The sequence below is a fragment of the Maribacter algicola genome (assembly GCF_003933245.1).
Taxonomy (GTDB): domain Bacteria; phylum Bacteroidota; class Bacteroidia; order Flavobacteriales; family Flavobacteriaceae; genus Maribacter; species Maribacter algicola.
In genome coordinates, this window is sequence record NZ_QUSX01000002.1 from 313,812 (window position 1) to 340,684 (window position 26,873).

Below are 26,873 nucleotides of genomic sequence, written 5' to 3' on the forward strand. Positions count from 1 at the left end.
TCATTTGAAGTGTCTCTAAAAGTATTAAAAATTAATCTTTTTCAAGGCGTATAAGATGCCAAACTCCCAACGCCGGACCCAATGTCAACACCATGAATAAAAAGTTTGCACTTGTGATGGTCTGCATGTAGTTTAAGAGTTGAATACTAAAAATGGTAATGGCAAAGCCGATGCAGGTTGCTAGGGTAAGCGCCGTACCTTTGATTTCGCCCATAGCCGATGCAGCCACTAGTTTTGATAGTTGTGGGGAATCTGCGGTAACGGCCAAACCCCATATACACCATGCCGATAGGAATAGTATGGGAGGCAGCATGAAAAAAACCGGGGAGATTAGGCAACATAGGCCCGATATCGTAAGAGACGTTAAGGCTACCTTACGGCTTCCTATTTTTTCCGATATCAAACCACCAAGGGCACACGACAGTCCACCAAGGGCAATTACAATCCCTGTCCAGAGGGGTACCGAAAAGTCCATACCAGTTTTCGTATTATAATATGCAATCGCAAAGGGCGTAAAGGCCCAAAAGGCGTACAACTCCCACATGTGTCCAAAATAGCCAAAAGCGACCTTCTTAAAATTTACCATGCCAAAGAGTTGGGGACCAATGGATAGATCAAGTTTTTTGCTAGGGGTTCTATAGGGTCCGTTGGGAACCAGAAAATTAATTGCCAATCCACCCATAAAGGTCATTGCCGTAGTTATTTTTATGACGGTGTTCGCCTCATGGCCCCAACTATTGGCCTTGATAAAAAATGGAAATGCGGTACCCAAGACCAAGGCACCTACCAAATACCCTAAAGCCTTGCCCAATCCTTTTTCATAGTAATCTGCCGCAATCTTCATTCCCACGGGATAAATACCTGCAAGAAAAAAACCAGTGCCAAACCTCGTTAGAAGAATCGTCCATTTGGTCATAGATTCTTGAAGCAATGCAAAATTGCAGAGTGCCGCCAATAGGGCACAGACCATAAATACCTTGGAAGGCGGAAACCTATCTGCTACCATCAATAATGCAAAAAGCAGCGTGCCCAGAATGAATCCCAATTGTACGGAGGATAATACCCAGCCCATAATATCTTCACCCAACCCTGTTTTCAAGATAAGTTCATCGATGATTGTATTACCGGCAAACCATGGGGAGGTACATGCAAATTGGGCAATTATTATGGTTGGAAGGATATGTGGTTTTTGCTTCAACCTCAGATTTACTTTAGGAAAGTGACTTTGGATATTTTCTCATTTTCAACTTCGTAAATAGCTACGGCGGAAAACGTATTGCCATTGGCCGTTACCTCCTCTTCGTCTATCACTTTGTTGCCTATGACGATTCTGTTTTTGATTTCGCAATGCAGGTCTGGTGTGGAGGTGAAAAATTCGGTGTAGCCCTTACGCATTTCCTCTGGTCCATCTGTAGTTAGGTTTTTTGGGAAGTTGTAGAGTTTTACATCGTCAGTATACGTTGCCATAAATGCATCGATATCTCTTTTATTATAGGCATCCACCTGTTCTTGGACAACACTTTCGGGGATGGATTCCGACCCATTGTCAAAAATAAATGTCATGCTAGAAATTCGGTCGGCGACTTCATATATTGCCACTTGCTTAGAAATACTTCCGTCTCCCGTAACTATTTCATGGTCGATTACAAAATTTCCCATGGTAATCCTATTTGCGACCTCTACATCATATTTCTTATTATCCGGGGACAGGCTCCCATAGTTCTCCCGCATTTTTTGATGCCCGATATAAAGGGTGTCCGCCGGAAAATTTTGAACTACCACGTTTTCACTATAACAATTGACGAAGGCATCCAAATCCCCCGAATTATAGGATTCCACCTGTTTTTGAACGATTTTGTATTTGGGGTCCTCGCTTACGAATGCCAATATTTGACCATCCGGACTAATGGCCAGTCTTGATATTTTAGGTATTTCCAATTTATCAAATGTGTGCAGGAGTTTCCAGGAGCCCTTCTTTTTGTAATCGTAACCCAACAAATTGTTTTCGTACGCCGTAAGCAAGGTTCCTTCTTTTGTCCAACTTACATCTTCAAATGAGCCAGGAAGCGTCACGATATATTCCGTAGCCCCGGAAATAGGATTCAGGGATTTTACCAAGGTTGTATCATTTTCTTTTGAAATATAACTGATCAGCTCCGTTTGGGGAATCTTGTGCAGCGACCTGCCTACACTTTTCTGTATAGTGTAGAGGGTATTATCCTTTATGTTTACGATCACCAAATCCATTCGGTTTTCAACCAAGACCGTGCATACTATGACATGGTCGTTGTACCACACATGATATCCAACTTTTAAATTGGCAATAAGTTCTTTATACTTTCCAGTCTTAAAATCATACCTATACAATCTTTGTAATCCATCATCGTCTAATCTGATGGCCGAAATATCCTCTTGGTCCAATATTCTCAAAGGTGAATATTCACCTCCCTTTGGAGTACTGTTGATCCACGATTTTGATTCGGAATTAATATTGTAAAGGGCTATATCGGTCTGTCCGTTTCGGGTGGAAGCAAGTAGAATTCGGTCGTCATCGTAGAAGGAAGGTTGATTGTCGTAGCCTTCATTGTTAGAAATGTTTTTGGGATTCCCGATTTTTAAAGTTCCCTCGTTCCATTCCAAATCGGCCAGAAACACTTCTGTGCTAGGCTGGGAATAGCTTTTTAAAGAAAAAAATAAAAAGAGTACCGAGAGGAATAATAACCGATTCATTCGTTTAGCATAGAGTTCCAAATTAATGCATGTCAGCAAATCGGCCTAAAATATCCCTAACATTTTTGGTACTGTCTACAAAATACTTGGCGTGGGTTTTTTGTCTTCCCACTTTGACCGTAATGGAATCTTCCGGGAGTTCCTGGAACATAAACTCATCCGTCCAGTCATCGCCTATGGCAAAAACAAAATCATATTCATGTTCCGCAAATACGCGCATGGAGGCCCTTCCCTTGTTTACATTGCTACTCTTGATTTCCATAACCTTATTTCCGTTTAAAACGCTCAAGTCGTCATTCGCAATCAAACTGGTCAATACTGTATTCAATTCCACGGCCCTCTTTTGGCCAAAATCGGGATCGGTATTTCTATAATGCCATGCCAAGGAATAATTCTTTTCTTCGATAAAACTTCCCGGAGTCCTATCCACAAAGGAATCCAAGACCGGATGAATTTTCTCCATCCAATCCTTTTTGACCTTTTCCAGCATTCTAAAGTCTTCTCCATTTTGGGAAATCCAAACCCCATGCTCGACTATCATGTTGTACCCTTTATGCTTGAACCACTTGGTAAAGGTTTCTTTGTCCCTTCCGCTGATTAGATACATATCCGTATTTTCCTGGGCGGAAATTTCATCCAATAATCTGAATAGATCTTCATCAGGACTGGCCTTCTGAGGGTCTTTATGAAAGCCGGCCAAAGTGCCGTCATAATCTAGAAAAACAAGGCGTCTTTTGGCCGACTTATATTTTTTCATGACGGTGTTCATTAAATCTACCGAAAGCTTTCTGGATATATAGGTGAGGTCCTTTTCTTTTTGATTTAATAGGGAGGTCATGAAATCATTGGCCCATTTCTCCACGTTATAACGCTCCAGGCGTTTTTGAAGAATTGAATTACGCTGCTGTTGTTCCTCTTTGGGCATATTGATGGCCTTGTCCAAGGTGTCCGCAATTTCCTCGAAGTTATTAGGGTTTATTAGGAGGGATTCATTCATTTCATTGGCAGAACCTGCCATTTCACTTAAAATAAGTACCCCTGTCTTATCGGTTCGTGTTGCAATATACTCTTTGGCTACCAAGTTCATACCATCCCGAATAGGGGTTAACCAGGCAATATCACAGGTCGTATACAGGTCGATGAGGTTATCAAAGGGCATAGATCTATAAAAATACCAAATAGGGGTCCAGCTTACGGTAGAAAGTTCCCCATTGATTCGGCCTACGAGCTCATCGATTTCTTTTTTCAGCAGTTGGTATTGTGGGACATTGGAACGAGAAGGTACAGCCAAAATAATCAAACGTACCTTCTCTTTGTATTGTGGGTACTTATTTAAAAAATATTCAAAGGCATTCAAGCGCTTGGCAATTCCCTTGGTATAGTCCAATCGGTCTATGGAAAGGAAGAATTTCGCATCGGGAGTAGATTCTTTATGGGTATCCAATCTTTTTTGAAGCTCGGATTTTTGGGATTCATCGCGTTGCGCATGTTCCTTAGCTGCCTCGTTGAATTTTTTATAATCGATTCCCATGGGAAAGGAATCCACTTTTATCACCCTATCATCCAAATAAATATCGTTAAAACTGACCTCAAGGCCCAAAAGCCTTCGGACCGAGCTTAAAAAGTGTCTTTCGTAATCATAGGTGTGAAAACCAATTAAATCGGAACCTAAGAGACCTTCCAATACTTCCATCCTCCAAGGTAGTGTTCTAAATATTTCAAAGGAAGGGAAGGGGATATGTAGGAAGAAACCAATTGAAACATTGGGACGTTTTGCCCTGACCATTTGCGGCACCAGCATCAATTGATAATCATGTACCCATATAACATCGTCATCTCCCGCTTTTTCTAAAATAGCATCGGCAAATTTCTGGTTTACAGTTTTATAGATTTCCCAGCTCTCCCATTCAAACTCGGAATACTCCAAAAAGTAATGGAAGAGGGGCCACACTGTTCTATTGCTAAATCCATAGTAAAAGCCGTCTACTTCTTTTTGGGTAAGTTTTACCTTGGAGGAACCATGCTCGGCCAAGGCATCGTCTATTTGTGATTCCAATTCTTCGGGTGTTTCCTCATCGGTGAGACCGCTCCAACCAATCCAAAGGCTATCTCCACCTGAGTGGACCGATTTCATGCCGGTGGCAAGTCCGCCCACACTAGGTATTGCCGTAATGGTTCCATTGCTGATTTGTAATTGTACCGGGAGTCTATTTGAGATAATGATAGTTTTGGCCATAAATAGCAAGTTTTGCTTTGAAATGAATTTAATTTCTCTCAATTTCGGGAAAAAGATGGGCAATAGCAATTGAATGCCCAAATGAATCAAGATTTTTAGGGAATGAATAACTTAGACTACGGAATAATAGGAAATTGTAGAAGTGCTGCATTAGTATCAAAAAGAGGCTCCATAGATTGGTGCTGTTTGCCTGAATTTGACTCTTCATCGTTATTTGCAAAGTTACTGGATGAGGAAAAGGGAGGTAGTTTTGAAATTCTGGTAGATGATTCCTATATCATAGAGCAGCGTTATAAAAAGCATACCGCTGTTTTAATAACCAAATTCTCTTGTGGAGACGACGTTTTTGAAATTCGCGATTTTATGCCCCGCTACAGGAAGGCTGAAGGCGGTTATAATTCACCTCCCGAGCTAATCAGATACATTAAACATGTAAGCGGTAAACCTAAGTTTAAGGTATGCTTTAACCCCAAATTGGAATATGCCCATGGTAAAACGGATACCTATGTCAAAAAGAACTTTGTAGTAAGTCTTACCCATGGAGAAAAGTTCGATACCTGTTTTCTGTATACCTCATTTAATAAAAATGCCGTAGTTGATGGAAGGGAATTGGAGATAACAGAGGACGGCTATTTTCTATTGGGGTATAACGAAAAATTGTTCCAACCTACGGTTCGAAAGATGTACACCGAATTGGAACGAACCAAGGTGTATTGGTTGAATTGGAGCAGTAAGACTCCTAACTATAGAAAGTACAATTCCCAAATCAGTAGAAGTGCCATCACCCTTAAACTCTTGACCTATGACAAATCGGGAGCGGTTCTGGCCGCAGCCACGACCTCGTTACCGGAAACGATAGGGGAGGTCCGTAACTGGGATTACCGTTTTTGCTGGATACGGGATGCTTCCATGGCCATTAAGGTGATCGGTGAACTGGGGCATAGGAATGTTGCCAAGAGATATCTGCAATTTATCGTAGATCTCATTCCAGATAAGGATGAGAAACTACAGATTATGTATGGCATTAACAAGGAGAAAAAGTTAACGGAACGTACCTTGGACCATTTAGCGGGCTATAAAGGTTCCAAACCGGTACGAATTGGGAATGCGGCCTACAAACAACGGCAAAATGATATCTATGGCATTTTGATGGATGTTATTTATGAGCAACTTTCAAAGTATAGTAATGATACGGAAAACGGTGAGGATTTATGGGGCATTACCAAAGGAATCGTATGGATCGTTTCCCATCACTGGAAGGAGGCGGATAAGGGTATTTGGGAATTTAGGACAGAGGATAGACACTTTACTTTTTCAAAAGTATTGTGTTGGGTCGCCATTGATAGGGCCATCAAGGTAGCCAGATTGTTCAGAAAGACCCATAAACTGGAAAAATGGACTCAATTGGAGCAGGAGATTAAAAACGATATCCACGCCAATGCTTGGAATCCGGAAGTCAACGCCTTTACCCAATCCTATGGTTCACCGGATATGGATGCTTCGGTCCTGTTGATGGAATCCTACGGATTTATCCATGCCAAAGATCCTAAGTTCGTAAGTACGGTACATGCTGTTGAACGGGAACTTAGTAATGATGGTTTATTATATCGATATAAAAATGAAGATGACTTTGGCCTGCCCTCTTCCTCATTTACCATTTGCACTTTTTGGTTTATCAACAGCCTTTTCAAAATAGGGGAAACGGAAAAGGCGATGAAGCACTTTGACACCCTTTTGTCCTACAGTAATCATTTAGGTCTCTTTAGTGAAGATATTGATTTTAAGACCAAAAGATTGCTTGGTAATTTTCCCCAAGCCTATTCACATTTGGCCTTAATTGAATGTGCCATTAACTTTTCCAGACAGGAAAGCGAGGAGCAAGTAATGGCATCGATTAACAAACTGTAGTTTTAGAGGAAACCGATTTCTCTGCCAATGAAACTATCTTGTCCAGCAGTTTTTGAAAATGGTCCGTTGTGGTGAAAGGGTTCATTACTGTGACCCGTAAATAGTGCCAACCGCGTAACTTGGTCTGCACTATGTAGAATTCACCATCTTCCAATAGTTGGTGCCGTATTTTGGCATTTAATTCGTTCAATTGTATTTGTGACAAATTTGAATCGACAAATCGAAAACATACAATATTGGCCATAGGCGTTACGGCCAAATGAAATGAAGCGTGATGTTCAATTATATCACCAAAGGATGCACCCATATCATACAATTGGGTTACGTAGGCATCAAAAACCGCTTCGCCATAGTATTTGAGCATAGTATACCAATGGATGCTCATCATGGTCTTTGTACATTCAAAGGTTCTCTTCCCTGAATTGTACCAATCCTCATGGTCTGAATCTGTGAGGAGATAGTCCGCCTTTTGGCTAAAGGTGGCATTGGCATACATTCCATTTTTTAGGAGTAGGGCAGTGGTTATCGTTGGCAACATCATCATTTTGTGTCCGTCAATTACCACAGAATCGGCATTTTCGATTCCTTTAAGGGTGTGTTTGTATTTTTTTGAGAAAATCCCCGCACCACCATGGGCACCGTCCACATGGAACCACACGTTGTATTTTTTTGCAAATTGACCAATAGCTTTAAGATTATCGAACATTCCCGTTGCCGTGGAAGGAGCACTTCCCACAATGGCAAAGATGGTAATTCCCTTTGCTTTGGCTTCTTTATATTTTTCTTCCAAAACGGATATATCCATTTGGAAGGATTCGCCACACGGAATTTTTATGATGCCTTTTTCGCCCAAGCCCATAATTCTGGCCGCTCTGTCCACACAGTAATGAGCTTCCTCGCTCACCATAATACCTAGAGCACTGCTCGTTCCTGCATTCCAAACATCTTCGTTCAATATAGCTTTTCGCGCCGTTAAGAGCGCTGTGAGATTCGCCAAGGTCCCGCCGGAGGTCAGAAAACCTCGGGCATCGGCATTCCAACCTATCCGTTCACATAGTAAATCTGTTACCACACGTTCAATGGCACTTGGTGACATACCCATTTCATAGACGGCCATCCCATTATTTAAAAGAGAACTGATCATACCCGTTAATGCTGTTATGGGAGCAGCGGGACTCACCTGATGTCCTATGTAGTGGGGATGGTGTACATAGGTTGTACGCTCTGTTATCGTCTTAAAAAGGTCGTTTTCATCACCATTCTTCAAAAAATCCTTCCAGAACTTCAGTTCTTCTTCTGGATCGTTCCAATTAATGGCTTTTTCCGACTTTTCATTTAGTTTATCATCCAAATGGGCTGTTAGCTCATCAATTAACTGATAGCCCCTTTTTTGAAAATTCAAAGGGGAATAAACTTTAGCAAGGAGATTTTTATCCATGAGTTAAATGTAATTTGTTCCCTTCAGTCTCACAATATCAAGTTCAAAAAAAGGCCGTTCAACTTGAACGGCCTTTTTAATAAATTTAATATTCAGGCTATTCGGTTACAGCTCGGTAAGCATTTACCCTACCTTCGCCGTGATAGAGACTTACTCCGTTGCCATCTATTTTATCAGCTGTATTCACCAATTTTTTGGTAACTTCATGTGGCGCCATGGATCCTCCATTTTTTCCGATTATCAAAGCTGCTACACCAGCCACATGTGGTGAGGCCATACTAGTTCCCGCACTAAAGAAATAACCTCCAGGACTGGTACTCAAAACCATATCATAAAACCAAAAATCACTTGGGCTATCAAAATCCCCTCCAGGTGCAGAAACGGTAATATGGCTTTTCCCGTAATCCGTGTAGCTTGCTGGAAGATCTAGATCACCAGTTGGGTTTTCAATCCAACTTAAAGGAGCGGTGGCGGATACAGAAATAACATTATTTAGACTCGCCGGCAAACCTATAGCTGAACCGTTTCCATCAAAATTGGAACCGCCATTTCCAGCGGAAACAACAACAGTTACTCCATTTTTATAAGCAAAATCTATCGCTCGTTGTTGTGCAATCCTAATTTCCGATATTAGTTTTCCAGGTACTTTAATGACGGAACCATCTTCAAGAGTAATGAATCCATTTTTATTAAAAACGGCTCCTAGGCTCATATTGATAACGTCTGAATCTATCAAGGTCGCATAGACAATACCTGCATTAATGCTACTAAATGGGCCGGAGCCAGAGTATTCCGATAACACTTTTACGGCTACAATTTCAGCGTTGGGAGCAACACCAATTACTCCGATGCCGTTATCCGCAGCTGCGATAGTACCTGCAACGTGGCTACCATGATTGAAAAAGGAACCTTCTCTTACGTTCCAATCTTCACCTGGGATGAACGATGCACTTAAACTGGTATTTAAATTGGCGGACAAATCCTCGTGTTCGGCATCTATACCGGAATCCAATACTGCTACACGCACACCTGTTCCAGTTTGTCCTGTATTCCAAGCCTCTGGAGCATCAATGGCGTCCATTCCCCATAGTAATGGAAAATAAAGTTCATCACTACCTATACTAAGTGGGGAAGCTTGAGGATATAAATCAGGGGTTATCCATTGTACATTCAAATCAGGAACAATAGACCTTACATCACTTAAGCTACTAATTTTTGAGTTAATTTTTTCAGTAGAGCTTATAACCGCCACTCCAATTTCCGGTATGGAAGATTTTAGTGTCGCTCCCATACTTTCCAATTCAGCTAAAAATCCATCAGGAATCTCCTCGCTTTTCAAAATTACCATGAAGTCCTTTTTGAAACTGGCTTTGGCCGAAATGGCCTTTAATTCCTCGGTTTCATTAGTTTCAAATTCCGATGTACAGGAAGCTAAAATAGTTGCTCCAAGGATGATTGACCAAATGGTCTTTCTGTTCATTAAATACATTTTTTTCATTTTCAGTTTTAATTTTAGTTAGTGGCCTTAAGTTAAATAAATATTAAATTAAAACCGCTCCATTTGGAGCGGTTTTTCTTCTGTCTAACAAAACAAAAGGGCAATCTGAATTAGTCAAAGGTGTAACCCTGATCTGCAGCAACTTTATCCGCAATTTGTGTACGTAAAGCCACTACATTTGGGTTATTGGTATATTTTGTAAAACGTTTAAGCCCCATGAGCATCATACGTTGCTCATCACCTTCGGCAAAGGAAACAATAGCTTCCTTCCCTTTCTGAATGACGATTTCCGTAGCTCGATACAAATAGAGTTTGGACATGGCAATTTGTGTCGCCTGTGCCTCCTCGCCAAAACGTTTTGCATTTTTTTCGGTTCTTAATAATGCCGACTCCGCAAGATAGACTTGTATCAATATATCCGATGCGGCCATCAATAATTGCTGATGCTCCTCAAGGTCAGGACCAAATTTCTGAACGGCACTACCGGCAACCATCAAGAATACTTTTTTCAATCGTTTTAATAAATCCTTTTCCTCGGCGAACAATTCTGAAAAATCCGGCGTGTCAAAAGAAGGTATGCCCATAAGTTCCTCACCAACCGCTGTGGCGGGTCCCAAAAGGTCTACATGACCTTTCATGGCCTTTTTGATCAGCATGCCCACGGAAAGCATACGATTTATTTCATTGGTACCTTCGTAGATTCTTGCAATCCGTGCATCACGCCAAGCGGATTCCATAGGAGTATCGGCACTGAAGCCCATTCCTCCAAAAATCTGTATACCCTCATCCGTAGTATGCTGAACATGTTCGGAAACCGCTACTTTTAAAATGGAACATTCTATTGCATATTCCTCCACACCTTTAAGTTCTGCCTCTTGATGGGAATTACCTTCTGCTTCCCGAATGGCGATTCTATCCTCTATATTCTTGGCTGCGCGATAACAAGCGGATTCATCCACATAGGCATTGGTGGCCATATCCGCAATCTTTGCCTTAATGGCGCCAAAGCTAATAATCGGTACTTTGAACTGGATTCGTTCATTGGCATATTTTGTGGCCTCGTTTATGACCCGTCTTTGGGCCTCCAAACAAGCAGCTGCCAGTTTAATACGGCCAACGTTCAAGGCGTTCATGGCAATTTTAAAGCCGTTTCCGCGCTCTGATAACATATTTTCAACGGGCACCTTGGTTTCATTAAAGAATACCTGACGGGTAGAGGAGGAGTGGATGCCCAGTTTTTTCTCCTCGTCCCCTAATGTGATACCATTACTTGGGTCATTTTCAACAATAAAACCGGTGATGTTCTTATCGTCCCCTATTCTGGCAAAAACGATGAAAAGATTGCAGAATCCGGCATTGGAAATCCACATTTTTTGTCCTGTGATGCTATAATATTTCCCGTCATCGGATAGTACCGCTTTTGTTTTACCAGAGTTGGCATCCGATCCCGCGCCTGGTTCCGTTAAACAATAGGCGCCGAACCATTCTCCCGTGGCTAATTTTGGTACGTACTTCTGTTTTTGCTCTTCCGTTCCATATAGGGTTATTGGCATAGTACCGATACCGGTATGAGCTCCAAAGGCCGTGCTGAAAGATCCAGTAGCTCCGGATATATAATCGCATACCAACATGGTTGAGACGAAGCCCATGCCCATTCCATCGTATTTTTCCGGAACGGCGATGCTCAAGAGCCCCAGTTCACCAGCTTCGCGCATGCACTCTTCCGTATAGGCATAGTCCTTTTTTTCAAAACGCTCCCAATGTGCCCAAAGCTTGCGATCAACAAACTCTTTGGTGCTTTCGCGCATCATTTTTTGCTCTTCGTTGAGGTCTTCTAATGTGAAAATGTCTTCACAATCCGTTTCCTTTACCAGAAATTGACCACCTCTTAGTATTTCTTTATCTTTTGTTTCCATAAGCCTCTCCCAATCTCTCCAAAGGAGAGAAAAATGTCAGGTAATTTTATTAGTTAAACAATTTTTATCTATTTCGATTCCCAAATAAGTCTCACCCTTTGGTGGAGATTTAGCGGGTTTTTTTAATTCAAAAACTCATAAATGCCCGCGGCACCTTGACCGGTACCCACGCACATGGTGACCATACCGTATTTGCCCTGCATATTCCTTTTACGCATTTCATCAAAAAGCTGAACCGATAGTTTTGCCCCAGTACAGCCTAACGGGTGGCCTAATGCAATGGCCCCGCCGTTTACGTTTACGATATCAGGATTTAACTTCAATTCTCGTATCACGGCAATGGATTGTGATGCAAAGGCTTCGTTCAATTCAATTAATTCTACATCTTCCTGTTTTAAACCGGCCTGTTTCAAGGCTTTGGGTACTGCAGCTACCGGACCAATACCCATAATTCTTGGAGGAACACCGGCCGCAGCATAGTTTACCAATCGTGCAATGGGCTCCAAGTTCAGTTCTTTTACCATTTCCTCGCTCATGACCATGACGAAGGCGGCTCCGTCACTCATCTGGGACGAGTTTCCGGCTGTCACACTTCCATCTGCAGCAAATACAGGACGTAATTTTGCCAATGCTTCCAATGAAGTTCCTTTTCGAGGACCTTCATCCTTGGTTACCGTATATTTTTTAGTGGCTTTTTTTCCATTTTCATCCACATAGGTTTGCTCGACTTCAATGGGAACGATTTGGTCTTGAAACCGATTTTCCGCTTGGGCCTTTAAGGCTTTCATATGGGAATTATAGGCAAACTCATCTTGGTCCTCCCTTGAGACTTTAAATTCCCTGGCAACGGCCTCAGCGGTATTTCCCATGCCCCAATAGTAGTCTTCGTGTCCGGATTTTACCAAATCATAGTTGAGTTCGGTCTTATATCCGGTCATGGGTACGGCACTCATACTTTCCGCACCTCCAGCAATGATGCAATCTGCCATTCCCGATTGGATTTTGGCCGTGGCAATCCCTATGGTTTCTATCCCGGAAGAACAAAAACGGTTGACCGTAACTCCTGGAACATCGACTATGTCCAAGCCCATGAGTGAAATCAGCCTTGCCATATTGAGTCCTTGTGATCCTTCAGGCATAGCGTTGCCTACAATGACATCATCGATTCTTTTTTTGTCGAGACCGGGTAATTCCTTCATCATATATTGGATGGTCTCTGCTGCCAGTTCATCCGTTCTTTTGAATCGGAATACGCCTTTGGGCGCCTTTCCTACCGCGGTTCTATATCCTTTTACTATGTATGCTGTTCTCATTTTTAATTTCTTAGTGGTTTACCAGTTTTTAACATGTGTTGAATACGTTCCAAGGTTTTTCTTTCGGTACAAAGGGAAAGGAAGGCTTCACGTTCCAAATCCAACAAGTACTGTTCAGTAACCATGGTTGGTTCCGATAAATCCCCACCCGCCATGACATAAGCTAGCTTGTTGGCGATTTTTTTATCGTGTTCACTAATATAATGGCTGGCCTCCATGGAATCCGTTCCCACTAGGAACATGCCCAAAGCTTGTTTGCCTAATACTTTTACGTCTTTTCTCTTTGTTGGTTGTGTGTAGCCGGATTCCGCCATTAACTTGGCATATTCCTTAGCGGTCGCTATTTGTCGGTCTTTGTTCACCACCACAATATCCTTTCCATGCTGAAGGATGCCCAAATCGTAAGCCTCATAGGCAGAAGTCGATACCTTGGCCATTCCAATGGTCAGGAAATATTCCTGCAGAACGTTCAATTCCACATCACCTTTTCTGAAGGAATCAGATGCTCTCATGGCAAACTCCTTGGATCCGCCACCGCCTGGAATAACACCCACACCAAATTCCACAAGACCAATGTATGTCTCCGCAGCTGCTACGACCTTATCCGCGTGTAGCGACAATTCACAGCCACCTCCTAAGGTCATGCCATGAGGTGCAGAAACAGTAGGTATGGCAGAATAACGCATGCGCATCATTGTGTCCTGGAACATTTTTATGGCCATGTTCAGCTCATCATACTCTTGTTCAACGGCCATCATAAAAATCATTCCTATATTGGCCCCGACAGAGAAATTTGCGGCCTGGTTACCAATAACCAGTCCTTGAAAGTCCTTTTCGGCTAGGTCGATGGCTTTATTTAGTCCGGCCAAAACATCGCCGCCAATCGTGTTCATTTTGGACTGGAACTCGCAATTAAGGATTCCATCCCCCAAATCTTCTATTACGACACCGCTATTTTTGAAAACTTCTTTACTTTTTCTGATATTATCTAAAATGATAAAGGCATCCTGACCGGGAACCTTGACCATTTCTTTTTTGGGAATATCATAATAATAGGTGTTGCCTTCCTTCACACTGTAAAAGGAATTAATTCCTGATTCCTTCATTTCATGCACCCAAGTAGCCGCCGTTTGGTTTTCGGAGGCAATGAAATCAAGACCTTTGTCCAAGCCTACGGCATCCCAAATTTGGAATGGGCCGTGTTCCCATCCAAATCCGGCTTTCATGGCATCGTCTATCTTATATAATTCGTCCGATATCTCTGGAATACGGTGTGAAACGTAGGCGAACAACTGCCCAAAACTCTTTCGGTAAAATTCTCCTGCCTTATCTTTTCCGGATACCAAAATCGGGAATCTGTCCACCACCTTGTCTATGGTCTTGGTCAATTCCAAAGTTCCGAATTTTGCACTTTTCTTGGACCGATAGTCCATCGTGTTTAAGTCCAAGGTCAAAATTTCACTTTTGCCTTTATCATCCTGTACTTTTTTGTAAAAACCTTGGCCCGTTTTGCTGCCTAGCCATTTATTTTCCATCATTGTCTTGATGAAATCCGGGAGGGCAAAAAGTTCGTGTCTCTCGTCCTTCTTACAATTTTCCGAAATTCCATTTGCAACGTGTACCAAAGTGTCTAGGCCTACTACGTCCACTGTTCTAAAAGTGGCGGATTTTGGTCGGCCGATTACCGGCCCCGTCAATTTATCCACTTCCTCTACTGTCATGTCCAATTCCTTAACCATATGGAAAAGACTTTGGATACTGAAGATACCCACCCTGTTCCCAATAAATGCGGGTGTATCTTTTGCGATTACGGAGGTTTTTCCCAAGAACCTTTCCCCGTATCCATTTAGAAATTCCAATACTTCTGGAAGTGTCTTTGGTCCCGGGATAATCTCAAAAAGTTTTAAATATCGGGCTGGGTTAAAAAAGTGGGTGCCGCAAAAGTGCTTTTGAAAATCCTCACTTCTTCCTTCGCTCATAAATTTTATGGGAATCCCTGAAGTATTCGAGGTAATAAGCGTTCCCGGAGTACGGTACTTTTCAAGGTTTTCAAAAACTTGCTTTTTGATGTCCAAACGCTCCACAACCACCTCAATAATCCAATCGACTTTACCTACCTTGGAAATATCGTCCTCTAAATTTCCGGTGGTAATTCTATCGGCGAACTTTTGATGGTAAATGGGGGAGGGCTTCGATTTTAATGCCGATGCCAAGGAGTCGTTCACCAATCTGTTGCGAACTGCTTTGTCCTCCAAGGTAAGTCCTTTTGCCTTTTCCACGTCATTAAGTTCCCTTGGAACAATATCCAAGAGTAAAACTTCCACTCCAATATTGGCAAAATGACAAGCGATACCGCTTCCCATAATGCCCGAACCAATGACTGCTACTTTTTTAATATGTTTGTTCATTTCACTAAAGATGTATTATTTAGTTGATGCGTTTTTTATGTAAATCTTTTTATCCACTATGAGTTTATTGATAGTCTCGGTTACTTCAAAGAAGTGCTTTAACTTTTCTTCAGATACATGGTTTTTGACCACTTCGTTAAATCTCAATACTACATCTTTAGAATCCTTTCTTTTTTCCAGTCCGTAATTCGTTAGGTGGATCAACACGCCACGGCCGTCAGAGGGATTCGGTTTTCTCTCGATCATACCTTTTTCTTCCATACTTTTTAATATTCTGGATAAACTCGTGGCTTCCATTCCCATTTTTGGACCCAAAGAAGTAGAAGGTGTACCCGTTTTGGGGTCAATGCTCAATAAAGTAAAGCCAATAGCCATTGTAGTTTCAAAGTTTTTTGCTTCCTCATTGTACATTCTAGCTACTGCCTGCCAAGTAGCACGAAGGGCGTAATCAATGGTAACTTCCTTCATAAGGTTTTTAGTTGGTTACCAAATATATAAAAATTTATTATGCATGCATAATAAATTTATGAAAATGTTTTTTTCTAGCGGTGTAAATTCTTGTCTCTAAAAAACAATGTTTTAGAACTATTCCTAAGTACGGTTTTACAATTCGTTTCTCATCAAAGAATTGACGGTCAGCATCATTACTATGTATATTAGACTAATTAAGGATGGAACGAAGTAATTCAGTTTCATTTCTTCCATTTTTTTTAAATGGTCAAACCAAAGTTGATTTCTTTCTTGACTATTGATGTCCGTAAATTTCGTTATACAGGTCAATGTACTTTTCCTTAACGATTTTCCTTCTTAGTTTCATGGTAGGGGTGAGGTGTCCGCCTTCAATGCTCCAAACATCTGGTGTAAGCTTAAATTGTTTTACTTTTTCCCATTTGGCGAACTGCTCATTGGCCAAGTCCACCTCGGTCTGGTATTGTTCCAACACCACAGGATTTAGTATGATATCCGAATTCTCTGGAATGGTCAATCCTTTTTTTGCGGCCCAATCGTGGAGGTAGGCAAAATCTGGTTGAATCAGTGCTGCGGGCATTTTTTCTCCTTCGCCCACTACCATGATCTGTTCTATGAATCGGGATTGTTTGAATCGGTTTTCCAATAATTGCGGTGCCACATACTTACCCCCGGAGGTTTTGAACATTTCCTTTTTTCGGTCCGTAATCCGTAGAAAACCATCGGCATCTATTTCACCAATGTCACCTGTATGGAAATAGCCATTTTTCAATACTTCATCGGTTTTTTCAGGTTCCTTGTAATAGCCCAACATTACATTGGGACCTTTGCAAAGAATTTCGCCGTCGTCCGCAATTTTCACTTCTACCTTATCGATGATTTTGCCCACGGAACCAATTTTCCATCCACCTCCTTTTTCCTGGTTAACCGAAATCACCGGCGAGGTTTCCGTAAGTCCGTATCCTTCCATTACAGGAATTCCGGCCGCTCCAAACACTCGGCTCAACCTTGGTTGAAGGGCGGCACTTCCTGAAACCATGGTCGTAAGATTACCACCAAGTCCTTCTTGCCATTTGCTGAATATTAATTTTCTGGCTAATTTTAGCTGTTGTTCGTACCACCAACCATTGGCACCATAGGGTTCAAACTTAAGTCCTATCGATACCGCCCAAAAGAAGATCTTTTTCTTTATACCTGTCAAAGCGCTTCCCTTTGCGATAATGGCGTCATAGACTTTTTCCAATAATCTTGGCACGACCGTCATTACGTTTGGTCTTACCTCCTTTATATTGTCACTTATTTTATCCAAGCCTTCGGCAAAGTGGATTTCTATACTACAATATTGGTATAGGTATAAAATCATCCGTTCAAAAATGTGGCAGACCGGCAGAAAGCTCAAGGCGCTGGCCCCTGCATTGAAGGGTACCCTTTTTTCACTCGCTATCACATTGGAAACAATATTGTCATGGGACAGCATGACCCCCTTGGGCCTTCCAGTGGTTCCAGAGGTATATATTAAGGTAGCCAAGTCATGGGCATTGACCTGTTCCTTGCGCTTGTCCACTTCTGGTTGGTTGGTGTCGTCTTTCCCCAAGTCCAATACTATCTGCCAATTGTCACAATCTTTTAGGGTATCGAAACTATAGACACCTTTCAAGTGTTTTAGTTCCGGTTTTATGGTATTTACCTTGGTCAACACTTCTGCACAGGAAACAAAACAATAGGTTGCCTCGGAATGGTTCAAAACGTATTCGTAGTCCTCTTCCGAAATGGTGGGGTAAATGGGTACCGTTTGCGCGCCCAACTGCAAAATGCCAATATCCATAATGTTCCACTCTGTGCGATTGGTCATGGAGATAATCGCAATTTTATCATTAGGTTGTACCCCAAGTCTCAATAATCCCCTACTTATGGTATTTGCTTTTTTAATGTATTCCTTCGTGGAGGTAGTCATCCATTTTCCATCGTATTTGGTGACCAGTGATTTTTCCAAAGGATGGTTTTCCAATTGATAATAAGGAAAATCGAATAGGCGGGTAACTTTTTGCATAGTCTTTTTATAAAACTTTCTTGCAAAATAGTGAAAGAACTCGGTATTCTAAATAGACTATCTTAAAATTACTTGTTAATAACTGTGAATATGGTAAAACAAAAGGGGCTTTTTTTAAAGGCCCCTTCAAGAATTTATTATTATTTCCCTTATTTATTACTAGTTACCCACTTCCTTGCATTCACAAAAGCCTCCAGCCAAGGGGAAACTTCATCCTTTCTATCAGTTGGATAGTAGGCCCAGTTCCACGGAAAGGTAGAACGCTCAATATGCGGCATGGTCACCAAATGCCTGCCCGATTTATCACAAAGCATGGCCGTATTGAAATCGCTGCCATTAGGGTTCGCGGGATAGCCTTCATACCCATATTTTGCAACAATGGTATACTCGCTTTCGTTTTTCGGTAATTTAAACTTGCCCTCTCCATGGGAAATCCAAACGCCCAAGGTGCTGCCCGCCAAAGTGGATAGCATGACAGAGTTGTTCTCTTCAATCTTTACAGAGGTGAAATTGCTTTCATGTTTATGGGAGTCATTATAGGTCATTTTTCCATGTACATCGTGCTCCGGATTTATCAAATCCAATTCCATAAACAATTGGCATCCGTTGCAGATTCCAACGGATAAGGTATCTGGCCTGGCAAAAAAGTCCTTGATGACCTTATTTGCCTTTTCATTGTATTTGATCGCTCCCGCCCAACCTTTGGCACTTCCCAGAACATCGGAATTTGAAAAGCCTCCTACAGCTCCTAAAAATTGGATGTCCTCCAAGGTTTCCCTGCCTGAAATTAAATCGGTCATGTGAACGTCCTTCACATCGAATCCGGCCAAATACATGGCATTGGCCATTTCACGCTCGGAATTGCTTCCTTTTTCCCGAAGAATTGCCGCTTTTGGCCTGGTCTCTCCTTCGGCCAGGTTTCGGCTAGGAAGTTTGATGGGCCCTGAATTCGGAAATGTATAATTCAACGGTTGGTGCTTATAATTTTCATATCGTTCCATGGCAAGTCCGTTGGCCGTTTGTTTGTTGTCCAACAAATAAGAGGTCTTGAACCAAGTATCACGTAACGATGCAATGTTCAATCCCATTTCCATACCGCCATTTTTAATGGTCAGTTCTGGAGTATCGGTCACCGTTCCTATTTTCTTTACGTCGATATTGGCATCGACCAATAATTTTTCTACTAGGTTATCCCGAAGCTGGAATACAATTCCCGCATTCTCGGAAAACAGCAGTTTTATAGTGTCTGCTTCCCCCAAATCGGTCAGGTCCAATTCAGCTCCCAAATGGGTATCGGCAAAACACATTTCCAACAATGTGGTAATAAGCCCGCCCGACGCAACATCATGACCTGCAAGGATTTGCTCGTTTTGAATCAAGGTTTGTATCAGGTCGAAAACCGATTTAAAATAATCGTCATTCTGAATGGTAGGAGCTTCAGAACCAAGGGAATTGCGTACTTGGGCAAACGAAGAACCACCTAGTTTATAAGCGTCCCTGGAAAGGTTGATGTAGTAAATGGAACCCCCATTTTTTTGCAATACAGGCTCCACTACCTTTTTGATATCGTTGCAACTTGCGGCTGCCGATATAACTACGGTGCCCGGTGCGATTACATCCCCATCCTTGTATTTTTGTTTCATGGAAAGTGAGTCCTTGCCAGTAGGAACGTTGATTCCCAGTGCGATTGAAAAGTCAGAAACTGCCTGTACGGCTTGGTAGAGTCGGGCATCTTCACCTTCATTTTTACAGGGCCACATCCAGTTTGCGGATAGGGAAATCGACTTTAATCCGTCTTTCAAAGGGGCCCAGATGATGTTGGTCAAAGCTTCGGCTATACTATTTTTACTACCTGCGGACGGATCGATCAATCCTGAAATAGGGGAGTGGCCTATGCTTGTGGCTATACCTTCTTTCCCTTTAAAGTCCAGGGCCATTACACCTACATTGTTAAGAGGTAATTGCAAGGGACCGGCACATTGTTGTTTTGCAACACGGCCTCCTACGCAACGGTCCACCTTGTTGGTCAACCAATCTTTGCATGCCACGGCCTCCAATTGCAGTAATTGGTCTAGATATTCATGAAAATGTTCCAGTGCATATTCAGGCTCTTTGTAGGATCTTTTTATGGAAGTATCCACCATGGTCGTTTTTGGGGAGCTTCCAAAAATATCAGCTAACTGCACGTCCATAGGTTTGGCTCCCGTAGTATTGGATTCAAAGGTAAAGCGATTATCACCGGTTACATCGCCAACCTCGTACATTGGAGAGCGTTCGCGATCGGCAATCCTTTTTAAAAGAGCCGCATTTTCTTGTCCGATGACGAGTCCCATGCGTTCCTGGGATTCATTCCCGATGAGTTCCTTGGCTGAAAGTGTGGGGTCGCCTACGGGCAATTTGTCCAAGTCTATCTTGCCACCGGTTTCTTCCACCAATTCCGATAGACAATTCAAATGGCCTCCGGCACCGTGGTCGTGAATGGAAACGATAGTATTCTGATCACTTTCCACCATACCTCGAATAGCGTTGGCGGCACGTTTTTGCATCTCTGGATTGGAACGTTGTACGGCATTCAATTCGATGGCGGAACTAAACTCACCCGTATCCGCGCTAGATACAGCGGCCCCGCCCATACCTATCCTGTAATTGTCACCACCAAGAATGACAATTTTATCCCCTTTGTTAGGAGTGTCTTTCAAGGCCTGTTCCGCTTTTCCATAGCCGATTCCACCGGCTTGCATGATTACCTTGTCATAGCCTAATCTCCTGGCTTCCGCTCCAAGGACCGAATCTTTTTCATCGTGTTCGAATGTGAGGACGGAACCCGCAATTAGCGGTTGCCCGAACTTATTTCCAAAATCCGATGCCCCATTGGAAGCCTTTATCAAAATGTCCATAGGGGTTTGGTATAGCCATTTTCGTTCGGGCATGGCTTGTTCCCATTTCCTATCATTTTCGAGCCTTGAAAGTGCCGTCATGTAAACTGCCGTTCCTGCCAAAGGAAGAGAACCCTTACCACCGGCCAAGCGGTCCCTAATTTCCCCTCCGGAACCTGTGGCCGCACCGTTGAAGGGCTCTACCGTCGTTGGAAAATTGTGGGTTTCGGCTTTTATAGATAATACGGATTCAAATTCTCGCTCCTCGTAGAAATCGGGTTTATCAGCCGATTTCGGGGCGAATTGTATCGCTTTCGGGCCTTTTAAAAAAGCCACGTTGTCCTTGTAGGCCGATACAATATCGTTCGGGTTTTCCTGGCTCGTCTTTTTTATCAGCTTGAAAAGGCTAGATGGCATTTCCTTGCCATCGATTATAAAAGTGCCATTGAATATTTTATGCCGACAATGTTCAGAGTTTACCTGACTAAAACCGAATACCTCTGAATCCGTCAATTTCCTTCCCATTTTCTTGGAAAGACCTTCCAAATAGGCGACTTCCTCATCGCTCAAGGCCAAACCTTCCTTTTGGTTATAACCGGCAATATCGGCTATTTCCAAAATAGGTTCTGGAAGTATGTTGATATCATAGATAGCCTGACCTATGCCCTTGTACTTTTGGGAAAGCATAGGGTCAAAATCGGAAAAATCCTCGGACACGGCGTTGAATTCCTCGATCCTAAGAATGCCCGGAATGCCCATATTTTGGGTTATTTCCACGGCATTGGTGCTCCAGGGTGTAATCATGGCCGCACGGGGTCCAACAAAAAAGGCGTCCAGCGACGCCACATTTATTTTGGGTTGGTTTCCAAACAACCATGTTAATTTCTGTTCATTTTCCAGCGTAATCTCCTGGGTGGTTTGGACGGCAAAAATCTTGGCTGTCGGATTTCCAAAAAAGTGAATCATATAGGTACGTTTCTTTTGCAAAATGGAAAATGCAAAATTACGATTTTAACCCTAATTTCCTGTATAGTTATAGGGACAGTTTTCAACTGAAATTGTTGATAGATTGACAAATTTTAGGGATTTTCTTCAAAATAAATCAAGGTTGTATCCTGTTGTATATCAATACGCATCAAATCCAAGAAAGAAATTCCGTTGCTATAGTATCCTCCCACAGTTTCAATTGTTTCTCCATCCGCTTTGTTATAAATCAATACATAACTCCCATCGGTCTTAGCGTTCTCAATTATTAGAAATCCGGTTATGGATTCTTTAGGTCTCAAAAGTTCGAAAATCAGACTATCTGTGTTTTCAGAAGTTTTTACAACTATATTGGAAATGTCTTCTTTGGAATTATTGATGATTTTTACATCAATGCCATTCTCAAGGAATAAAACGCAAGAAAACAGTAGGGAGCATAATACGATAATGGGAATTTTTCTCATTTTGCTATTAGGTATCCTTAAAATTATCTCATTTTTCGTTTTTAAAACTTTTAAAAAATGAAATTTCAACCTTCTAAATAATAATCCTTTAAATATTGGTATTGGCTAAAACCTTCAATTTAATAATTCACTACCTTTTACGAACTAAATCAAAATCGACCAAAATGACAAAAAGACTATTCACGTTCGTCATGTGCCTTTCCTGTGCCATGCTGACCTTCGCCCAGAAAAAGTATTCCAAAAAACAGATTGAAAAGTTTAAATCGGAGGCCAATGACCTTATCGAAACCGATAAAAAAATGGCCCAGGTCATGGTGGACAAGATCTTTAGTTTTGCCGAGCTTGGCTTTCAAGAAGAGGAATCTTCCAAATACCTTACCGGGGTATTGCAGGAAAATGGGTTTGAAATTGAACATTCCTTGTCCGGCATTCCCACCTCATGGTTCGCGAAATGGAGCAACGGGGAAGGCCCTGTTATCGCTTTGGGCAGCGATGTGGACTGTATTCCAAAGGCATCCCAATATCCTGGAGTGGCTTATCACAAACCCATCGTTGAGGGAGCGCCAGGACACGGTGAAGGCCACAATGCCGGAATTCCCTTGAATATCATGTCGGCCCTGGCCGTAAAGGAAATCATGGAAAAGGAAAATATCGGGGGAACCTTGATTCTTTGGCCAGGTATCGCAGAAGAACTGGTTGCCGCAAAAGCTTGGTATGTGCGAGATGGTCTTTTTGATGATATCGACATGTGTATTTTTACCCATGTGGGTAATAATCTCGGCGTTTCCTATGGACCTACTAGAGGTACCGGGCTTATTTCCGTAGAGTATTCCTTTGAAGGTGAGGCAGCACATTCCGCCGGTTCCCCATGGCGCGGAAGAAGTGCACTGGATGCTGCGGAGTTGATGAACATTGCCTGGAATTATAAGAGGGAACACTTGCATCCCTTGAAAAGATCACATTCCATCTTTACCGATGCGGGTGATCAGCCCAACGTAGTTCCTTCCAAGGCTGCTATTTGGTTTTATTTTAGAGATATTAAGTACGAAGGTATCATGGAAATGTATGATCTGGCCAATGACATGGCCAAAGGAGCTGCATTGATGACGGGTACTACCATGAGCTCTAAAGTACTGGGAACTGCGTGGCCAAGACATTATAACAAGGTCATTGCGGAAACCATGTACGATAATATCAAGCAAGTGGGACTTCCGCAATGGTCAGAAGCCGACCAAACCTTGGCCAAGGCCGTACAAACAGAGGTTGGTTCCGAAAAAATAGAAGGTTTGCCCCTAGAATTGGATCCATTAGGACTTCCAGTAGAAGAGCCTGTAAGTGGCGGGTCTGACGATATTGGCGATATTTCGTGGAAAGTACCTACCGTGACCATGCGCTTTCCTTCCAATATTCCGGGATTGCAGGGACATCATTGGAGCAATGCAATCGCCATGGCTACTCCAATTGCTCACAAGGGTGTAGTTGCCGGGGCTAAGGCGGAAGCCATGACCATCTTGGATTTTTTAACGAAGCCCGAACTTCTTGAAGGTGCTTGGGATTATTTTAAAAATGTGCAACAAAAGGAAACTACGTATAAGCCTATGATTGCTGAAACTGATATGCCTCCGATCTATTTGAACACGGATAAGCAAGGTCAGTTTAGGGATGAATTGCAAAAGTATTATTACGATGAAACCAAATTTGACAGCTATTTGGAACAATTGGGGGTTGAATATCCCACCCTTAAGGAATAGAAAATATTAGGAATAATTAGTGAAGAACATCGGTCTATAATTTAGACCGATGTTTTATATTTGGGTCCTATCTAAGAAAAGTTTACTGCTTAATTAAACTAGTTTTGAACAATCCATCCGAATATTGCCCCGTAGCTTCTTGTATGGAAGAAATAGGAAGTAAGTGGAAGCCGATTATACTCTACAGGGTTTCTATGGGAATCAACCGATTCTCAACGCTTCTTAAGAATATTGAAGGTATCAACAAACAAATGTTGAGCAAACAGTTAAAGGAATTGGAGAAATCCGAAATCCTGGAACGCAAGATGTTTGCTGAAATCCCACCACGTGTCGAATATTCGATTACGGCCAAAGGCAAAACTTTGATGCCGGTCGTTCAAGCCATGAAAAAATGGGGACAAAAACCTAACGAGAAACCATCCGGCAAAAAACCCGATACTAAAGGAGACCAACAGTTGCCTTTGTTCGGCTAAGCAGTGGGATCTTTTTGCAACAAGGCCATATAAAAGCCGTCAAATCCGCTTTTTGAAGCGTATATTTTCTTATCGGTAACCATTGAGAATTTACTTCCTTCTTCAGACGCTAAAAAGGACTTTACCTGTTCTACATTTTCTTGAGGCAGGATAGAACAAGTGGCATAAACCAGTTTCCCACCTGGTTTAACAATCTTACTATAACTTCTAAGGATTTCCTGCTGGGTTTTGGTGATTTTGTCCAAAAAATCCGGCTGTAGTTTCCACTTGGTATCCGGGTTTCTACGGATAACCCCAAGCCCGGTGCAGGGAGCATCGATAAGAACCCTATCTGCACTATCATATAACTTCTTGTAAACCTTGGAAGAGGTAATCTCCCTTGGTTCAATATTATGCGCCCCGTTTCTTCGGGCGCGTCTTTTTAGCTCTTTTAGTTTACTTCCATAGATATCCATGGAAATAAGCTGCCCTTTGTTTTCCATCAATGCGGCCAAATGAAGGGATTTTCCACCAGCACCTGCACAGGTGTCAACCACACGTTGCCCAGGTTGAACATCTAAAAGCTCCGCTACCAATTGGGAGGAGGCATCCTGAACCTCAAAAAGTCCGTCCTTAAAACTTTGGGTAACAAATACATTGGCCCGCTCGGGGAGTCTAAGGGCCAGTGGATATCCTTTAATGGGTTCGGTAACGATACCTTCATCCAAAAGCGATTTGCGAAGCTTTTCCTTAGTGGTTTTTAAGGTGTTCGTTCTTAGAATGACATCGGCAGGTTCATTGAGTTTGGCAATCTCCGCGGTCCATAACTTTTCGCCCAAGGCTTTTTCACAAAGGGTATCCATCCAATCTGGAATGGCTTCCCTGTATTTTCTAATTTTGGATAATTCGTCAAAACGTCCTTTTATGCGTCTTTCCGGGGTGGGTTCCAATTGTTTCCAATCCGGTAGTTTAATTCCGCTCAATACGGCCCACACGGCCCACATGCGAAATAGATCGGGCCGACTAAAAGGGGCCTTTACTTCAGCAATTTCGGCATATAACCTTTTGTAACGAACCATTTCGTAGGTGGTTTCGGCGATAAAACCTCTATCACGGGAACCCCAGCGTTTGTCAAACTTTAAGACCTTTTGAACGACCTTGTCCGCATATTCACCTTCATTGAATATCAAGTTCAAAGCATCTATTACGGCAAACACCAAGTTTCTGTGCAATCTCATTATAAAAAATTAAGGGTGCAAAGGTATTGTTTTAGAGTGGATTCCATTTATTTTTGAGAAACTTTGTACCAATGCGCCTTTTCACTGTTCTATTTTTCTTATGCTGTATTTCCATTTCATGCAGTGACCAGATCAAACCCCAATTGTTTACAAGTGTTGCCGTAGAGGATGTCTTTGAAGATTCGGTCAGTATTCGGGCCATCGAATTTTTAGATTCGAATACCTTGGCCTTTGCAGGAAGTGGGGGAATTTACGGAACTGTAGATGTTCCCTCTGGAAAAGTACGGACGAATATCATGAAGTATGACAGCCTAATCCCTTCCTTTAGGGCCGTAGCGCATACGAATTCCGATTTTTTCATGCTTTCCATAGGAAGTCCGGCTCTTCTATATAAAACAGGTGAACGTGGTAAAATGGAATTGGTATACACTGAAGTTGGCGAAAGTGTATTTTATGATGCCATGATGTTTTGGAACGATTTGGAAGGTTTGGCCGTGGGGGATACCGTTGACGGGTGTTTGAGTATCATTATAACAAGGGATGGCGGACAAACCTGGAAGAAGATATCATGTGACCAACTTCCTAAGGGGCAGGAAGGAGAAGGTGCCTTTGCTGCGAGCAATACCAACATTGAAATAATGGGGGATCGGGCTTGGATAGCCACAACTACCGGCAAAATCTATCATTCGACGGATAAGGGCAAAACATGGGAAATTATTACTACCCCAATGGAGAATGACTTAGACACACAAGGTATTTATTCCATTGATTTTTATGACCAAGATTTGGGGATTGCCATAGGAGGTGATTATACCCGGCCCGAAGTAAATCGGGGAAATAAAATGAAAACTTTGGATGGTGGGGTCACTTGGAGCCTAATAGCGGATGGTCAAGATCCAGGGTATAAAAGTTGTATCCAATTTGTTCCAAATTCAAATGGAAAGGGTATTGTGGCCATTGGATTTACCGGGATTTCCTACTCGTCTGACAGTGGTGACCATTGGCAGCGACTAAGTGATGAGGGGTTTTATACTTTTCGTTTTTTTAATGATAGTATTGCCTTCGCTGCGGGCAAAAATCGTATTGCCAAACTAACTTTTAGGAACTAAAAAAAGGAGCTATTTAGCTCCTTTTTAAGTTCAT

At 42.3% G+C, this 26,873-nt stretch carries 17 protein-coding genes; 4 read left to right on the top strand and 13 right to left on the bottom strand.

Features of this window, described 5'->3' with window-relative positions; translation table 11 throughout:
* Positions 1-31 precede the first annotated feature (31 nt).
* The 3 genes from DZC72_RS10575 to DZC72_RS10585 are packed head-to-tail and all read right to left on the bottom strand — an operon-like array spanning position 32 to position 4,966.
* Complete coding sequence (locus DZC72_RS10575) at positions 32-1,198, bottom strand: MFS transporter (RefSeq protein WP_125222903.1); 1,167 nt, start codon at positions 1,196-1,198, stop codon at positions 32-34.
* Between the two features lie 8 nt (positions 1,199-1,206).
* Positions 1,207-2,730, bottom strand: a complete 1,524-nt coding sequence (locus DZC72_RS10580; RefSeq protein WP_125222904.1) for a nuclear transport factor 2 family protein — start codon at positions 2,728-2,730, stop codon at positions 1,207-1,209.
* Positions 2,731-2,752: 22 nt separating this feature from the next.
* Positions 2,753-4,966 carry a bifunctional alpha,alpha-trehalose-phosphate synthase (UDP-forming)/trehalose-phosphatase gene (locus tag DZC72_RS10585; protein WP_125222905.1) on the bottom strand — a complete coding sequence of 738 codons (2,214 nt, stop codon included), beginning with the start codon at positions 4,964-4,966 and terminating at the stop codon, positions 2,753-2,755.
* A gap of 102 nt (positions 4,967-5,068) precedes the next feature.
* Between DZC72_RS10585 and DZC72_RS10590 the strand changes: the two genes are divergently transcribed.
* A complete protein-coding gene (locus DZC72_RS10590) occupies positions 5,069-6,874 on the top strand; it encodes a glycoside hydrolase family 15 protein (protein WP_125222906.1) in 1,806 nt (601 codons plus the stop codon).
* Here the strand turns inward: DZC72_RS10590 and DZC72_RS10595 are convergent.
* From DZC72_RS10595 to DZC72_RS10635, 9 genes are all read right to left on the bottom strand, one after another.
* Entirely contained in the window at positions 6,861-8,312 is a 1,452-nt protein-coding gene (locus DZC72_RS10595) for a pyridoxal phosphate-dependent decarboxylase family protein (RefSeq protein ID WP_125222907.1), read from the bottom strand. The genes DZC72_RS10590 and DZC72_RS10595 overlap by 14 nt on opposite strands.
* A 97-nt stretch (positions 8,313-8,409) precedes the next feature.
* On the bottom strand, positions 8,410-9,810 hold the full coding sequence (locus DZC72_RS10600) for a S8 family peptidase (protein ID WP_125222908.1): 1,401 nt from the start codon (positions 9,808-9,810) through the stop codon (positions 8,410-8,412).
* Between the two features lie 110 nt (positions 9,811-9,920).
* Positions 9,921-11,726 (bottom strand): acyl-CoA dehydrogenase family protein, encoded by a 1,806-nt coding sequence (locus DZC72_RS10605; RefSeq protein WP_125222909.1) that lies wholly within the window; start codon positions 11,724-11,726, stop codon positions 9,921-9,923.
* 122 nt (positions 11,727-11,848) lie between these two features.
* Positions 11,849-13,039 (bottom strand): acetyl-CoA C-acyltransferase, encoded by a 1,191-nt coding sequence (locus DZC72_RS10610; RefSeq protein ID WP_125222910.1) that lies wholly within the window; start codon positions 13,037-13,039, stop codon positions 11,849-11,851.
* 2 nt (positions 13,040-13,041) lie between these two features.
* The gene (locus DZC72_RS10615; protein WP_125222911.1) at positions 13,042-15,447 is read right to left on the bottom strand and encodes a 3-hydroxyacyl-CoA dehydrogenase/enoyl-CoA hydratase family protein; all 2,406 of its coding nucleotides are present in this window, start codon (positions 15,445-15,447) and stop codon (positions 13,042-13,044) included.
* Positions 15,448-15,462: 15 nt separating this feature from the next.
* The gene (locus DZC72_RS10620; RefSeq protein ID WP_125222912.1) at positions 15,463-15,915 is read right to left on the bottom strand and encodes a MarR family winged helix-turn-helix transcriptional regulator; all 453 of its coding nucleotides are present in this window, start codon (positions 15,913-15,915) and stop codon (positions 15,463-15,465) included.
* 277 nt (positions 15,916-16,192) lie between these two features.
* Entirely contained in the window at positions 16,193-17,965 is a 1,773-nt protein-coding gene (locus DZC72_RS10625) for an AMP-dependent synthetase/ligase (RefSeq protein WP_125222913.1), read from the bottom strand.
* A 149-nt stretch (positions 17,966-18,114) separates the two neighbouring features.
* A complete protein-coding gene (gene purL, locus DZC72_RS10630; protein WP_125222914.1) occupies positions 18,115-21,807 on the bottom strand; it encodes a phosphoribosylformylglycinamidine synthase in 3,693 nt (1,230 codons plus the stop codon).
* A gap of 113 nt (positions 21,808-21,920) precedes the next feature.
* Positions 21,921-22,289, bottom strand: a complete 369-nt coding sequence (locus DZC72_RS10635; RefSeq protein ID WP_125222915.1) for a hypothetical protein — start codon at positions 22,287-22,289, stop codon at positions 21,921-21,923.
* 164 nt (positions 22,290-22,453) lie between these two features.
* Between DZC72_RS10635 and DZC72_RS10640 the strand changes: the two genes are divergently transcribed.
* Both DZC72_RS10640 and DZC72_RS10645 read left to right on the top strand, forming a co-directional pair.
* Positions 22,454-24,040, top strand: coding sequence for an amidohydrolase (locus DZC72_RS10640; protein WP_125222916.1), 1,587 nt, complete (start codon positions 22,454-22,456; stop codon positions 24,038-24,040).
* Between the two features lie 104 nt (positions 24,041-24,144).
* Positions 24,145-24,513, top strand: a complete 369-nt coding sequence (locus tag DZC72_RS10645) for a winged helix-turn-helix transcriptional regulator (RefSeq protein ID WP_207891743.1) — start codon at positions 24,145-24,147, stop codon at positions 24,511-24,513.
* Here DZC72_RS10645 and DZC72_RS10650 read toward each other — a convergent pair.
* Complete coding sequence (locus DZC72_RS10650) at positions 24,510-25,730, bottom strand: RsmB/NOP family class I SAM-dependent RNA methyltransferase (protein WP_125222917.1); 1,221 nt, start codon at positions 25,728-25,730, stop codon at positions 24,510-24,512. The genes DZC72_RS10645 and DZC72_RS10650 overlap by 4 nt on opposite strands.
* A 71-nt stretch (positions 25,731-25,801) precedes the next feature.
* On the opposite strand from DZC72_RS10650, the gene DZC72_RS10655 reads away from it, so the two are divergent.
* Positions 25,802-26,839, top strand: coding sequence for a WD40/YVTN/BNR-like repeat-containing protein (locus DZC72_RS10655; protein WP_125222918.1), 1,038 nt, complete (start codon positions 25,802-25,804; stop codon positions 26,837-26,839).
* Positions 26,840-26,873 lie beyond the last annotated feature (34 nt).